The organism is Streptomyces sp. B1I3 (assembly GCF_030816615.1).
Taxonomy (GTDB): domain Bacteria; phylum Actinomycetota; class Actinomycetes; order Streptomycetales; family Streptomycetaceae; genus Streptomyces.
This window is the reverse complement of sequence record NZ_JAUSYD010000001.1, coordinates 5,419,538-5,433,299: the sequence shown is the minus strand read 5'-3', so window position 1 is coordinate 5,433,299 and position 13,762 is coordinate 5,419,538. Positions and strand designations below refer to the sequence as shown.

The following is a 13,762-nucleotide window of genomic DNA, read 5'->3' as shown; positions in this document are numbered from 1 at the left end:
CGGTCGTGCCCCCTGCGGGCACGGCACGCACGCCATCGGCACGATCTCTGCGCAGGACCCACACACTCCGGGGGTTACTCCGCGTACTGCCCTCTATCGGGGCAACATCTCAAATCCCATACCGGCTGGTAGGCAGCGACTTAGCATGCGGCAACGGGACCGCTTTGCCGAACCATTCGGAGTCGCCCCCATGAAGCCTCATCGCAGGATCCGCTCGTCCCCCTCCATGAACCGCAGCCCAGCCATGAGCCGCTCGGTGCAGGGCGGCCTGACCGTCGCGGCGCTGGTTCTCATCCCGCTGCTCGCCGTCGCGGGAAGCGACGGTCTGCGCGCCACGCTCGACTTCACGACCGGCGTCCTGACGCTCGTATCGCTCACGGCGGCGGTCGCCTGGGGCCTGCTGGCCACCGACCGCCTCTTCCTCTCCACCCGGCAGCGGCTGATCGCCCAGGGCATCCACCGGGCAGCCGCGGTCGCCTCGCTCGGCTTCCTGCTGCTGCACGGCACGGTGAAGGTCGCGCTCGGGCACGTGGAGCTGCTCGGCGCCCTCATACCCTTCGGCCTCGGGTTCGGCGGTACCGCCGGCCTCATCGGCTTCGGCTCACTGGCCGGGCTGCTGATGATCGTCGCCGCGGCGACCGGTGCCATGCGCAGCGCCTTCGCCACCCCGGGCAGGATCGCCGGCCGCTGGCGCGCACTGCATGCGCTCGCCTATCCGGCGTGGTGCTTCGCACTCGTACACGGCCTGTACGCCGGGCGGCAGCCCGCGACCTGGGTCGTCGTGATGTACATGCTCTGCCTGCTCGCGGCGGCCGCCGCCCTGGGGCTGCGCCTCCTCCCCGGCCCGGCCAGGCGCCTGATCACCGAACTGGTCACGGCTCTGATCCGGCCCGACCTCCCGCCGGCCCCGGACTCCGACCCGGCCGTGCGGACTTCCCCGCTGCCCGGCGCGGACCACGTGGCTCCGTTCCCCCGCCAAGGACTGCCGCCCGACGCTCCGGGCTGGGGGGACGACGGGCACGGACGGGGGTACGACCGGCGTGACGGGCACGGGTGGGGCGACGAGGGGCATGACGTGCGCGCCACCCCGGTCCGTCCACGGACACTCGCCGCCCCGGCGCCCCCGTCGTTCGCGGCTCCGGACCCCGCCGCCCCCTCGTACACGCCCCCGCCCTTCGAGCCGGCGCCCTTCGAGCCGCCTCCTCGCAGCTCCGAGCGGCTCGACCACGATTTCGTACGGACGTACGCGCCGCCCTCCGGAGCGGAGTCCGGCATCTTCGCGGCCTACCGGGCCGTCTCACGACCTGCTGCGCAGCCGCCCGACGGACGCACGGACGACCACTGGCCGGCACCGTCCCCCGCACCCCCCGCGTGGGCGCTCGGGCCGTCCTACCCACCCGATGCCACCGGCGACGCCGGCCATGCCTACAGCCAGAGCCAGGAGCCGGCCGCGTACGGCCGGTCCGGGGAACCCTCCGCGTACGGCCGGTCCGGGGAACCGGCCGCGTACGGCTCCGCGCCGGAGGCCTCCGCTGCGCACCCGTTCCCCGCCGCGGATCCGGCCGGCCGGGGCGGTGGTCCCGTCCGGTACGACGCCGAGACCGAACAGCTGCCGGGGCCGCTCTATCCGCCCCCCGCCGGAGAACCATGGCACGCACCCGCAGGAGACCGACCGTGAACGTCCCCCTCCCCGATGTACCCGAGGTCCGCGTCGTCGGCCTTCCCCAGCTGACCACCGGCTTCGACCTGGTGGAACGCCTGGACCTCGCGATGCACCTCAAGGTGCACGGACCGCTCGAACCGATGACGGGCGAGCGCCTGGCCGAGCTCTCGGAAGCCATCTCGCTGCGTGGCCGCGGCGGTGCGGGGTTCCCCTTCGGCAAGAAGCTGCGCGCTGTCGCGAAAGCCTCCATACGCCGCGGGGTACGGCCCGTCGTCGTGATCAACGGAAGCGAGGGCGAACCGGCCTGCCGCAAGGACACCGTGCTCCTCAACCGGGCCCCCCACCTCATCCTCGACGGCGCGCTGCTCGCCGCGGAGGCGCTCGGCGCCCGCACCCTCGTCGTGGCCGTCACACGCAACTCCACGGAGATCTCCGTCCGGGCCGCGCTGGCCGAGCGCGGGCTGTCCGACCGGCGGGGGCGGCACCTGCGCGCCCGGGTGGTACGCACCCCGGAGCGCATGGTGTCCGGCGAGGCCTCCGCGGTCATCCGCGCGGTGAACGGCGGTCCCGCCCTGCCCCCCGGGCGACGGGAGCGCGCAGCGGAGTCAGGGGTGGCGGGCGCGCCGACGCTCCTGTCGAATGCGGAGACGTACGCGCAGTTGGCGGTCGCCGCCCGGATCGGCGCCCGCCGCTACGGGCACACCGGCCTGGCGGACGAGCCCGGGACGGTCCTGCTGACCGTCTCCGGGGCCGTGGCGCAGCCGATGGTGGTCGAGGTGCCGACCGGCGTCCCCCTGCGGTACGTCCTGCAGATGGCCGGTGCTCCACCGCTGCCGCAGGGCGTCCTGACCGGCGGCTACCACGGCAACTGGATCGACTCGATCGCCGCGCACGACGCCGTGGTCTCCCGCGCCTCACTGGCGGCGGCGGGCGGCGCGCTCGGCGCGGGCGCCATTCTTCCGATCGGCCCGGAGACGTGCCCGATCGGGGAGTCGCTGCGGATCGCCAACTGGCTGGCCGCCGAGACGGCGGGCCAGTGCGGGCCTTGCAAGCTGGGACTGCCTGCCGCGGCAGGCGGCCTCTCCGACGTGCTGAACGGAGGCGGTCCCACCGCCCTGGAGGCACTGCGCGAGGTGACCCAGGCGGTGAAGGGCCGCGGGGCGTGCAAGCATCCCGACGGATCCGCGCGCTTCCTGGCGTCCACCCTGTCCGCGTTCACCGACGACCTGGCCGCGCACGTGCTGGACGGTGGCTGCGGGCGGGAGACGCTCGGCGTCCTCCCCCTGCCCGCGGCGGGCTACGAGGACGTGGAGGAGTCGATCCCGAGCGGCGAGAGGCTGGCGGTCGACTGGACGCTCTGCCAGGGACACGGCCTGTGCGCGGACATCGTCCCGGAGCTGATCAGGCTGGGCCCTGACGGCTACCCGGCGCTGGCGGACGCCGCCGTGCCCATGCATCTGCGGGGCCGCGCCCAGCGGGCCGTACGGCGCTGTCCGGCGCTTGCCCTCCGTATCGAACAGGCACCAGCCGAACGCCCCGCCCTCCCGAGCCCGCAGCGCAAGGCACTGGGCAGCGGACGCGGTTGATCCTCCCGCGGTCCTTGACCGGCGGTCCGCCGGGTACGAAAAGAAGCGGGTCGTCCGATTCGGACGACCCGCTTCTTCACTGTGGAGCTAAGGAGAATTGAACTCCTGACCTCCTGCATGCCATGCAGGCGCTCTACCAACTGAGCTATAGCCCCGTGCTGTGTGCCGCCCGGTTTCCCTGGCGACATCGAGAACATTACACGGTCCCCCCTGCCCATCAAAAATCGTTTCCACTGTGCCCCGATCTGCCCGGTGGGCAACGCTCTGACCAGGAGCAGGAGGTGGTCCGGCCGCCGGGACCGGTCAGGCGGTGGCGAAGGAGTAGAAGCGCTTGAGGGTGCAGTGCTCCTCCAGGAGCCGGCCGTAGATGGGCTCCCCCTCCAGCTCCCGGTACGTCTCGATGGGGTCGCCTTTTATGATCAGCGCCCGCGCGCACTCCTCGCACCAGTACTGGAACTCGGTGTTGACCGGGTCCATGTCCCTGACGATGGGCGTACCGCTGCCGCACCAGTCGCACTTCCGCCTGTGTGCACCCATCCGGTCAGCCCCGACTGCTGGGGCAGGCCGTGCGCGCGCTGCAGTCGGGCGGGAAGGCGGGGAGACCGGGGGGCGAGGTGGAGGTGACGGGCAGGTCCAGGACCTGTACGCGGCTCGCAGGCATCGCGCTCCCTCCCGATCGGTCCGTCGCCCCCTCCGGCGCTCCGATTCTGCCATGCCCCCGCAAGGGGGTCAGCCCGGTGAGGAACCCGCCACCCGCCTCGGTCACGCACGGGCGGGTGCCGGCGCGGAACGAAGGCCCGGGAGACACGAAGGCGCGGAGATAAGGGGGGAGAGACAAAAGGATCCCGCCCCCTGCTGGGGACGGGATCCTGACTGTGGAGCTAAGGAGAATTGAACTCCTGACCTCCTGCATGCCATGCAGGCGCTCTACCAACTGAGCTATAGCCCCGCTGTCCGCTGTGTTTCCCTGCGTTTCCGCGCTGCGAACAAGAAGAACTTTAGCCTGCGACCAGCCGGAAAGTGAAATCCGGCCCTCGCCTCCTGGGAAGGGTCCCGGAGCACCCGTCAGTCGTCGTCGCCGAGCACCGGCTCGGGGAGCGTCCCGGCGTTGTGTTCGAGGAGTCTCCAACCACGAGCGCCCTCACCCAGCACGGACCAGCAGCAGTTGGAGAGGCCACCGAGCCCTTCCCAGTGGTGGGAGTCCAGACCGAGCAGACGACCGATGGTCGTGCGGATCGTGCCGCCGTGACTCACGACGACCAGCGTGCCCGCGTCGGGCAGCTTGCCGGCGTATTCCAGGACCACCGGGGCAGCCCGGTCGGCGACCTCGGTCTCCAGTTCGCCGCCGCCCCTGCGCACGGGCTCGCCACGCTTCCACGCGGCGTACTGCTCGCCGTACTGCCCGACGATCTCCTCGTGCGTGAGCCCCTGCCAGGCACCCGCGTACGTCTCACGCAGTCCCGAGTCGTGTGCGACCTCGAGACCGGTGATCGCGGCAAGCTCGGCGGCCGTGTCCGCTGCCCGCCGCAGGTCGGAGGCCACGATGGCGTCCGGCTTCAGCGAGGCGAGAAGCCGGGCGGCCCGACGGGCCTGGCCGACACCGGCCTCCGTGAGGTCGATGTCGGTGGAGCCCTGGAAGCGGCGCTCGAGATTCCATGCCGTCTGACCATGCCGCCAGAGGACGATTCTGCGGCCCCTGCCGCTCGTGCTGCCGTTCAGTTCTGTTCACCTTCCGTGACGCCGTGGAGCTGGGCGTGCTCCTCGGCCTTGCCGCGGGTCTTGAGCGCGTCCTCGGGGAGGCCGATCTCGGGGCAGTCCTTCCACAGACGCTCGAGCGCATAGAAGACGCGCTCCTCGCTGTGCTGGACGTGGATCACGATGTCGACGTAGTCGAGAAGGATCCAGCGGGCGTCGCGGTCTCCTTCACGGCGCACCGGCTTGGCACCGAGCTCCTTCTGGAGCCGCTCCTCGATCTCGTCGACGATCGACTTGACCTGGCGGTCGTTGGGAGCCGAGGCCAGCAGGAAGGCGTCGGTGATCGACAGCACGTCGCTGACGTCGTAGGCGATGATGTCGTGCGCGAGCCGGTCGGCCGCCGCCTGGGCGGCAGTGGTGATGAGCTCGATGGAGCGGTCCGTGGCGGTCACATGCAGGCTTTCGTCGGCGGTCGGGGTCACCCTCTGGGAGGGTGCTGAAGATCGTGGTCGCGGGCCGAGCCACTCTCTTCAGTACCCTCCTAGGGTCTCACGGACCGCCGACAGCCCTTACGACGTCGACTCCGCGATCGTGTAGTCCTGCCCCAGGACGACGGACACATCCGCGTTCGCCGCCGGCTTGCCCTGTTTCGCCGCACTCGTCGGCAGCCCCAGGGTCTTGGCGATCTCGACCGCCTTCGCCTTGTCCCCGGCCGTGCCGTAGAGCACTTCGGAGGAAGCCTCGGTATCCGCCTTGCCACTGTCGACGAACGTGTAGCCGCCGTTGACCAGCTGGACCCTGGCGGCGTCCGTACCGGCCGGGTCGCCGGTGGCGTTCTTGATCCCGACGCGTAGCGCCGCATCCTGTTCCGGAGCCTTCACCGCGCCGCCCAGGATGTCCTTGACGACATCCTCGGTGGCCTTCTCCGTCAGTGTGCCGTCGTCCTGGACCGGAAGCAGCGACGTCTTGTAGTCACCGACCTTCGCGTGCCCGGCGAGCTTCGCCAGGGAGGCGCCCAGATCCTGCTCGGGCAGCGAGGGGTCGAGGATCTGCGCCAGCGTCTCGACGGTGACCGTCGCCGACTTGGGGTCCTCGGGCATCTTGCGCAGCACACCGCGGAGGACCTGCCCGAAGCGCATCAGCTGTCGGGTGTCCGGTTCGCCCGGCCCGCGGTAGGTGGCGTAGGCGACGGCCATCTGCCCGTTCAGCGTCTGCGCCTCCCCCTTGCTGACGAGCGGTGCCGCGCCCTTCTTCGTGTCGGGTACGTCGGCGTCGGTGTCGACCTCGATGTTGCCGACCAGCTCGACGAGGTTCTCCAGGTAAGGGGTGTCGAGCCGCCAGGTGCCGCTGATCGCAGTGCCGAACAGGGTGTCGATCGCCTCGCGTGTGCCGGTGGAACCGTCCTCGTCGACCGACTTGCCGAGTGTGGTGGTGGAACCGTCCTCCGCGGCGACGGCGAGTGAGTTGGGGAGCAGGACGGTGGTGGCCTGTCCGGTGGTCACGTTGTCGACGAGCAGCGCCGTGGAGGTGCCGCCCTTCTTGGTGTTGTGCAGGTGGACGACGATGACGTCCCGCTTCTCCGGGCCCGTCGCCGTGGACTTCCGCTCGTCCTGGCCCGAGATGCCGGGGAACTTGTCCGCGAACCAGAGGTATCCGGCGCCGCCGACGACCACCAGGGCCACGACGACCATGAGCGCGACCATCCGGTTGCGGCCCCGGCGCCGTGCCTCCTCGCGCCGTTCGCTGCGGCTCTCGGTGAATTTCAGCCAGTCGATGACGTCTTCGGAGTCCTCGTCCGGTTCTTCGATGAACGAGAACTGCTCGGTCCGGTAGTCACGGTCGGCGCGCCGCTGTTCGGGGACGGCGGCCTCGGGCGCAGGCTCCGGTTCGTGCCGGGGTTCGGGAACGGTGGCCGGCGGGGCGGCCCACTGCTGGGCGTCGTCCACGGCGGTCTGCCGGCCGGTGTCGTAGCCGTAACCGCCGGACCCGTCGTCGTAGGCATAGCCCTGCTGGGCCTGCTGGGCCTGCTGGGCCTGCTGGGCGGCATACGGGTCGTACTGCTGCTGCGTGCCGCCGTACGGGTCGTAGCCGTACCCCTGACCGGCGCCGAGATCCTGCTGAGTCTGCCCGCCCTGCTGGTCCTGTCCGCCGCCGTGCTGGGCCTGTTGGGCGTACGGGTCGTACTGTTGCTGCCCCTGCTGCTGATACACCGGCTGCCCGAACTCGTCGTAGCCGATGATCTGCGGCTGCTGCTGGTAGTACGGGTCGTACGGGTTCTGTCGGTCGTTCACCGGTGCCCCTCTCCGTGGCTCATTCGCCGCGGTACAGCTGGCGCTTGTCGATGTAGCGGACGACACCGTCCGGCACCAGATACCAGACCGGCTCCCCCTGTGCGACCCTCGCACGGCAGTCCGTGGACGAGATCGCCAGTGCGGGCACCTCCACGAGGGACACGCCGCCCTTGGGCAGCCCGTCGTCCGTCAGTACGTGCCCGGGGCGGGTCACCCCGATGAAGTGGGAGAGCGAGAACAACTCCTCGGCGTCCCGCCAGGTGAGGATCTGGGCCAGCGCGTCGGCGCCGGTGATGAAGAAGAGGTCCGCGTCGCCGTTGACCGCACGCAGATCCCGCAGCGTGTCGATCGTGTACGTCGGCCCGCTGCGGTCGATGTCGCTGCGGGAGACGGAGAACTGCGGGTTGGACGCCGTGGCGATGACCGTCATCAGATAACGGTCCTCGGCAGGGGACACCTGCTTGTGGCTCTTCTGCCACGGCTGCCCGGTCGGTACGAAGACGACCTCGTCGAGGCCGAACTGGGCGGCCACCTCGCTGGCCGCCACCAGGTGTCCGTGATGGATCGGGTCGAACGTCCCGCCCATCACGCCGAGTCGGCGCTTGCCCCGGCCGGTAGGCACTTCCTGCTCTCCCATGCGTGCAGACCCTACTGGCACGGCTGTTCGCCTGGTGTCAGCGGTCGCGGTTGAAGCGGGTGGTGATCCACAGCAGGAGCAGCAGGACGACGAACGCGCCACCACCGGTGAGGTACGGGCTGAGGCTTTCGTGGTTACCACCCTGCTCGCCACCTTCGGAGGCGAGGGTGACCAGCTGGTGCGCGGTGCTCGTGAGGCTCATCTTCTGCAGGACCTATCGATCGGGAGTCGGAAGGAAGACGTCGCGCACATCGTATGCGGGAGCCACGGGCACGCTCACGCCGACTCAGTCGTTGTTGTCGTCGTTGCGGTATCCACGCAGGAGGAACCAGGCGAGCACGGCAGCGCCGACGAGGGACGCGAGCAGCACGATGCGAAGCGTGTCGCCCGGCCCCTGGTCCTCGGACACGGCAGCGAGCAGTGCGACGGTGTGCGGCATCTCGGGCGCTCCTCAAAGTTATCCACAGCCCCCCGCACACCGTAGCGCCAGCACATACGCTGGCTTTTGTCAGGGGGACGAGCGACGACTCGTACGAACAGGGGGCCATCCATGACCGAAAACAGTCACGAGAGCGTGCCGAGCAGGCAGCGTAAGCGGTTTCCGGGTATCTCCTCCCGGGCCTACGAGCACCCGGCGGACCGTTCGGCCCTGGTGGCCCTGCGCAGGCTGAGCGGTTTCGACACCGTCTTCAAGGCACTCAGCGGCCTGCTTCCCGAACGCAGTCTGCGGCTGCTCTTCCTGTCGGACTCCGTCCGGGTGAGCGACGCCCAGTTCGCGCACCTCAACGACATGCTGCGGGACGCCTGTTACATCCTCGACCTGGAGAAGGTCCCGCCGATGTACGTCACGCAGGACCCCCGGCCCAACGCCATGTGCATCGGTCTGGACGAGCCGATCATCGTGGTGACGACCGGGCTGGTGGAGTTGCTCGACGAGGAGGAGATGCGGGCCGTCGTGGGCCACGAGGTGGGCCACGCCCTCTCCGGTCACGCGGTGTACCGCACGATACTTCTCTTCCTCACCAGCCTCGCCCTGAAGGTGGCGTGGATCCCGCTCGGCAATGTCGCGATCATGGCGATAGTGACGGCTCTGCGCGAATGGTTCCGCAAGTCGGAGCTGTCGGCCGACCGGGCCGGGTTGCTGGTCGGGCAGGACCTCAAGGCCTCCATGCGCGGCCTGATGAAGATCGCGGGCGGTAACCACCTCCACGAGATGAACGTGGACGCGTTCCTCGCGCAGGCCGACGAGTACGAGAAGGGCGGGGACCTCCGCGACTCGGTTCTCAAGATTCTCAACGTACTGCCCCGCTCGCACCCCTTCACCACCGTGCGGGCCGCGGAGCTGAAGAAGTGGTCGGAGACGCGGGACCACCAGCGCATCATGGACGGCCACTACCCGAAGCGCGAGGAGGACAAGGACACCTCCGTGACGGACTCCTTCCGGGAGTCGGCGGCTCACTACGCGGACACGGTGCGCACCAGCAAGGACCCGCTGATGAAGCTGGTCGGTGACATCGCGGGCGGGGCCGGCGACCTCGGCGGCAAGCTGAGGGACAGGTTCACCGGCGCGGGCGGCGGTGGCGGCGGTACGGCCGCCAAGGGCGGTGCCGCCCCGTCCGGGGACGCTACGGACGGCTCCGAGGGGACCTGGCGGCCTCGGGGCCCTGAGGAGGCCCCGGGGGCGGGGGACTGACGGCCAGCGTCCCGCACAGCGCCGCCGCGGGCGGACCTGTGGCGTACGGGTCGGTGCCGTCCGGCCCCCGGGTGTCCGTCCGCTCACCGGCGAGCAGCGGCCGCAGGCCGCCTGCCGTCTCTGCCGAGCACGACTGCGGGCCGGCCTGGACGTAGGCGCTGCGCACCTCCAGCCGGTGCAGCCGCAGGTCCTCCCGGTCGAGGAGGAAGTGCAGCACGCGGCGCACGGTGAACAGCGACGCGTCGTCCGCCCGGTGGGGGCCGGGCCCGGCATGGCGCAGTGCGTACGTGAAGGTGTGGTCGGACACCACCTCCAGGGTGTCCGATCCCGCCTCCGCGTACGCGAGGGTCCCCTTGACGCGGATGTCGGGGTCGGCGAGCTCCACGTCGGCCGGGTCGAAGCGCACCAGCCAGCCGGTGGCGGAGTGCGCGCCGTCGTCGGCCGGTGAGTTCACGCTCGCCTCGAACTGGCTCGTCTGGTCCGGGTCGAGCAGCCGCCCGACCGGCCGCACGACCCCACCGGTGATGACGTCGGGGTCGAGCGAGGACGCCACCAGGTAGTCCTTGACCGTGCTCAGCGCGATGGTCACCTGGCTGTCGGAGAAGTTCTCCGTCCGCCGGGCGGAGGGCAGGTTGATCCCTGCGGCGCCGGTCCGGAACGCCGCTGCCGGGCCGTCGCCCAGTAGTGCGTCGGAGGTGCCTCCTGGCACGGGGCCCCGGGGCGCGAGGGGAACCACTGTCGTCCGCAGCGGCTCCGCGTGTCTGCCGACGGGCGTCGGATAGGGGTTGCGGAATCCCATGTAGACCGCCGTGGCGAAGGCGAGGGTTATCAGCAGGACGAGAGCGATGGCGGCCCGGGAGCGCCGACGGGTGCCGCGGCCCGGCAGGGAGCGCACGGCCCGTGCGTGCTCGCCCATCCGTTCCTGTGCGGAGAATTCCTGCAACTGGGCAGCTCGGACGAACGATTCGTCGAAGACGAGGGAGCGGTACTCGTCCTCGCCGCCCGGCGGGTTCTCGGGCGGTCCTTCCGGCGGTTCTCCGTGGCCTGTCATGACTACTCCCGATCTCCACGCCGCCGGTGAGGGCGGGTGCCGGGTTTCCGCCTCGGGCGAGTGGCCTTCGGCGGACCTGTCCGTCACGGGTGACACATGGACGAGTGCGTGACCCTCTGCCCGGGAGGCGGGAACGCGGGCGGGGGAAGGGTCACCAGGTCATACATTCAGAGTAGGTCGATCGCCCTCAAGGTAAACGCCCCGCAGGTGGGAGCGCAGCCGGGAGCAGGCGCCGTTACGCCACCGGGTCGAGCCGCACCCCTCGTCACCGATCGAGCCGCACCGCACCACCGGTTCGAGCCACACCCTCGTCACCGGTCCTCGTCACCGGTGCTCGTCACGGCCTGCGGACTGTGCGCGGTCCGGCTCCGGGGCTCGGCTCAGGGGGTGCGGGGCACCGCGGAGACGGCCGGGCGGGAGGCGCCGGCCGACGCGGACGGCGCGGCACCAGGTGTGTCGAGGCCGCTCGTCACCGGTGACGGCACCTGCTCCTGCCGATGGGCGGCGCCTCCGCGGTAGACGGCGCTGAAGGCCAGGGCCACCATCCCGATCCCCATCAGCACGGCGAGGAGCCAGGCGACCGGCCGGTGCCAGCGCACACTGCCCCGGTAAGGCCGCAGGGCGCCGCCATGACGCCCGTACGGACCGTCGAGGTCCTGGTCGTCGTCATAGGGCTCGTCCAGCCCGTAGGAGTCCCCGAAGGCCCTCTCGCGGCCGTACGCGCCGTCCGGGCCGTAGTCGTCGTAGGGGTCGTCGTCCAAGGCGCCGCCGCCGGAGCGCGCTCGGCCCGCCTCGGCGTCGGCCCGAGCCTGTGCGGCCGCGAGCAGGCGCTCGACTGCGGTGGGTTCATGGACCTCCGCCGACCGCACGAAGTCCTCGTCGAACGCCACGGAGGCGAAGTCCTCGTCCGCACCCCCGCGGTCGTCGTCGGGCTCCCGGCCGTCCGGAAACGGCCTGCCCCCCACGTCGTCCGGCACAGGTTCAGGGTAGCCCCGGCGGGGCGTTTTGGGCAGAGAGCCCACGAACTCTCCGACCCCGCCGGCGGCTCACCGGGCTGCCACCCGCCCTACCGGATGTGGCCGTCGCCCGTGACGATGTACTTCGTCGATGTCAGCTCCGGCAGCCCCATCGGGCCACGGGCGTGCAGCTTCTGCGTGGAGATGCCGATCTCGGCGCCGAAGCCGAATTCCCCTCCGTCCGTGAAGCGCGTGGAGGCGTTCACCGCCACGGTCGTCGAATCCACCAACTGGGTGAATCGGCGGGCCGCCGCCTGCGAAGTGGTGACGATCGCCTCGGTGTGCCCGGAGGACCAGAGCCGGATGTGGGCCACGGCCGCCTCCAGCGACTCCACGACCGCCGCCGCGATGTCGTACGAGAGGTACTCGGTCTCCCAGTCCTCGGGCGTCGCCGCCACGACCGTCGCCTTGGTGCCCTCGGCGTGCTCCAGCACCCGCTCGTCGCCGTGCACGGTCACCCCCGCCCCGGCCAGCGCGTCCAGCGCCCGCGGCAGGAAGTCCGCGGCCACGTCCTTGTGGACGAGGAGGGTCTCGGCGGCGTTGCAGACGCTCGGGCGCTGGGCCTTGGAGTTGATCAGGATGTCGACGGCCATGTCCAGGTCCGTCTGCGCGTCCACGTACACGTGGCAGTTGCCGGTGCCGGTCTCGATGACGGGGACCGTGGACTCCTCCACGACCGTGCGGATCAGCGAGGCACCGCCCCGCGGGATCAGTACGTCGACCAGGCCGCGGGCTCGCATCAGTTCGCGTACGGAGTCGCGGCTCTCACCCGGAACGAGCTGCACCGCGTCCGCCGGCAGTCCGGAACCGCCCACCGCGTCGCGCAGCACCCGCACGAGGGCGGTGTTGGACGCGTAGGCGGACGACGACCCGCGCAGCAACACGGCGTTGCCTGACTTCAGGCAGAGCGCCGCGGCGTCGACCGTCACGTTGGGCCGCGCCTCGTAGATGATGCCGACGACCCCGAGCGGCACCCGCACCTGGCGCAGATCGATGCCGTTGGGAAGGGTGGATCCGCGGACCACCTCGCCGACCGGGTCGGGCAGCGCCGCCACGTCGCGGACGTCGGCGGCGATCGCCCGGATGCGCTCCGGCGTGAGCGTGAGCCGGTCGACGATCGACTCGCTCGTCCCGGCCTCTCGGGCACGCGCGACGTCCTCGGCATTGGCCGCGACGATCTCGCTGGTGCGCACCTCCAGCGCGTCCGCGATCGCCAGCAGCGCGTCGTCCTTCGCCGCGCGCGGGAGCGGCGCGATGTCGGCGGCGGCGGCGCGTGACCGGTAGGCGGCCTGGACGACCGGAGACATGTTGTCGTAAGGCGAAAGCGTGGTCATGCCCGCAGGGTAATGCGCGGGCCGCGGGCATCCGCTCCGTATCCCGTGATGCGAGACGGCCGTCCCAGGGACGTGGACCTCCCCGCTGACCTCCCCGCCTCGCGCCCCGCGAGCAGCACGGGCGCGTTCCCGTCCTCGCTCCGCCCGGTACGGGGCGCCCTGCGCCATGCTCGCGCCATGTTCGCAGCGGCCCGTCAGTACGGGTGCACTCCGACCGGGGCCGCCGGCGGCGGGCCGTAGCCCTCCGCGATGCGCTGGTGGTACGTCTCCCGGTCGATGACCTCCAGACCGACGATCTCCCACGGCGGCAGTCCGGCGCTGGAGCGGTGCTCACCCCACAGCCGCAGGGCCACCGCCGCGGCGTCGTGCAGGTCGCGGGCCTCCTCCCAGTAGCGGACCTCCGCGTGGTCGTTGGCGTACCGGCTGGTCAGCAGGAAGGGGTGATCGTGCGCCAGCTGCTCCAGTCCGCGTCTGACCTCCTTCAGCGGTGTCTCACTGCCGGAGACGCTGAGGGTGATGTGCCACAGCTTGGACTTGACCCGCTCCTCTTCCGTCACCACCGGTTTCTGCTCGGGGGTGTGGTCCGCGGGCGGACCGTGGAAGTCGGTCCCCGCTCCGACGCTCGTCAGGGCACGGCTGCCCGTTCCGCGGGGCGGCGCCCCCGGGCGCGCTCGTCTCACCGGCGGCCTCCTGTGAATGCGTAGCGGTGCTGAATGCGTGGCGGTGCTGCCCCTCGTACCCCTGCGACAAAGTTGACCAGTCCGGGGCGGGGCTTGGGGCGGTTTTGGTGAAGCTG

General features: G+C 71.0%; 14 protein-coding genes and 2 tRNA genes. 3 read left to right on the top strand and 13 right to left on the bottom strand.

Translation table 11 applies throughout. The annotated features are described in order from the left end of the window. Positions 1 to 226: 226 nt before the first annotated feature. Both QFZ58_RS24695 and QFZ58_RS24690 read left to right on the top strand, forming a co-directional pair. On the top strand, positions 227 to 1,678 hold the full coding sequence (locus tag QFZ58_RS24695) for a hypothetical protein (RefSeq protein WP_307127079.1): 1,452 nt from the start codon (positions 227 to 229) through the stop codon (positions 1,676 to 1,678). Next, positions 1,675 to 3,249, top strand: coding sequence for an NADH-quinone oxidoreductase subunit NuoF family protein (locus tag QFZ58_RS24690; RefSeq protein WP_307127078.1), 1,575 nt, complete (start codon positions 1,675 to 1,677; stop codon positions 3,247 to 3,249). The genes QFZ58_RS24695 and QFZ58_RS24690 overlap by 4 nt, the downstream gene beginning before the upstream one ends. A gap of 82 nt (positions 3,250 to 3,331) precedes the next feature. Here QFZ58_RS24690 and QFZ58_RS24685 read toward each other — a convergent pair. From QFZ58_RS24685 to QFZ58_RS24645, 9 genes are all read right to left on the bottom strand, one after another. Beyond that, a tRNA-Ala gene (locus tag QFZ58_RS24685) sits at positions 3,332 to 3,404 on the bottom strand. Between the two features lie 148 nt (positions 3,405 to 3,552). Next, entirely contained in the window at positions 3,553 to 3,786 is a 234-nt protein-coding gene (locus QFZ58_RS24680; RefSeq protein WP_014156331.1) for a hypothetical protein, read from the bottom strand. A gap of 339 nt (positions 3,787 to 4,125) precedes the next feature. Beyond that, positions 4,126 to 4,198, bottom strand: a tRNA-Ala gene (locus tag QFZ58_RS24675). 116 nt (positions 4,199 to 4,314) lie between these two features. After that, a complete protein-coding gene (locus QFZ58_RS24670; RefSeq protein ID WP_307128979.1) occupies positions 4,315 to 4,968 on the bottom strand; it encodes a histidine phosphatase family protein in 654 nt (217 codons plus the stop codon). Continuing rightward, the gene (gene rsfS / locus QFZ58_RS24665) at positions 4,965 to 5,396 is read right to left on the bottom strand and encodes a ribosome silencing factor (protein WP_307128978.1); all 432 of its coding nucleotides are present in this window, start codon (positions 5,394 to 5,396) and stop codon (positions 4,965 to 4,967) included. Before rsfS ends, QFZ58_RS24670 begins: the two co-directional genes overlap by 4 nt. 117 nt (positions 5,397 to 5,513) lie before the next feature. Continuing rightward, positions 5,514 to 7,235, bottom strand: coding sequence for an LCP family protein (locus tag QFZ58_RS24660; RefSeq protein ID WP_307127077.1), 1,722 nt, complete (start codon positions 7,233 to 7,235; stop codon positions 5,514 to 5,516). Between the two features lie 19 nt (positions 7,236 to 7,254). Continuing rightward, on the bottom strand, positions 7,255 to 7,872 hold the full coding sequence (gene nadD, locus QFZ58_RS24655) for a nicotinate-nucleotide adenylyltransferase (protein ID WP_307127076.1): 618 nt from the start codon (positions 7,870 to 7,872) through the stop codon (positions 7,255 to 7,257). 37 nt (positions 7,873 to 7,909) lie between these two features. Continuing rightward, the gene (locus QFZ58_RS24650) at positions 7,910 to 8,074 is read right to left on the bottom strand and encodes a hypothetical protein (RefSeq protein WP_307127075.1); all 165 of its coding nucleotides are present in this window, start codon (positions 8,072 to 8,074) and stop codon (positions 7,910 to 7,912) included. A gap of 84 nt (positions 8,075 to 8,158) precedes the next feature. Further along, positions 8,159 to 8,311 (bottom strand): hypothetical protein, encoded by a 153-nt coding sequence (locus tag QFZ58_RS24645; RefSeq protein WP_307127074.1) that lies wholly within the window; start codon positions 8,309 to 8,311, stop codon positions 8,159 to 8,161. 111 nt (positions 8,312 to 8,422) lie between these two features. Here QFZ58_RS24645 and QFZ58_RS24640 point away from each other — a divergent pair, with 111 nt between their 5' ends. Continuing rightward, positions 8,423 to 9,565: a M48 family metallopeptidase gene (locus QFZ58_RS24640; protein ID WP_307127073.1), complete on the top strand. Its 1,143-nt coding sequence runs from the start codon at positions 8,423 to 8,425 to the stop codon at positions 9,563 to 9,565. On the opposite strand, the gene QFZ58_RS24635 is transcribed toward QFZ58_RS24640, so the two are convergent. The 4 genes from QFZ58_RS24635 to QFZ58_RS24620 all read right to left on the bottom strand — a co-directional run bounded on the left by QFZ58_RS24635 (position 9,498) and on the right by QFZ58_RS24620 (position 13,646). Next, positions 9,498 to 10,616: a hypothetical protein gene (locus QFZ58_RS24635; RefSeq protein ID WP_307127072.1), complete on the bottom strand. Its 1,119-nt coding sequence runs from the start codon at positions 10,614 to 10,616 to the stop codon at positions 9,498 to 9,500. The genes QFZ58_RS24640 and QFZ58_RS24635 overlap by 68 nt on opposite strands. A gap of 380 nt (positions 10,617 to 10,996) precedes the next feature. Next, positions 10,997 to 11,593 carry a hypothetical protein gene (locus QFZ58_RS24630; RefSeq protein WP_307127071.1) on the bottom strand — a complete coding sequence of 199 codons (597 nt, stop codon included), beginning with the start codon at positions 11,591 to 11,593 and terminating at the stop codon, positions 10,997 to 10,999. An 89-nt stretch (positions 11,594 to 11,682) separates the two neighbouring features. Further along, positions 11,683 to 12,966 (bottom strand): glutamate-5-semialdehyde dehydrogenase, encoded by a 1,284-nt coding sequence (locus QFZ58_RS24625; protein WP_307127070.1) that lies wholly within the window; start codon positions 12,964 to 12,966, stop codon positions 11,683 to 11,685. Positions 12,967 to 13,160: 194 nt separating this feature from the next. Further along, positions 13,161 to 13,646 carry a hypothetical protein gene (locus QFZ58_RS24620; protein WP_307127069.1) on the bottom strand — a complete coding sequence of 162 codons (486 nt, stop codon included), beginning with the start codon at positions 13,644 to 13,646 and terminating at the stop codon, positions 13,161 to 13,163. Positions 13,647 to 13,762 lie beyond the last annotated feature (116 nt).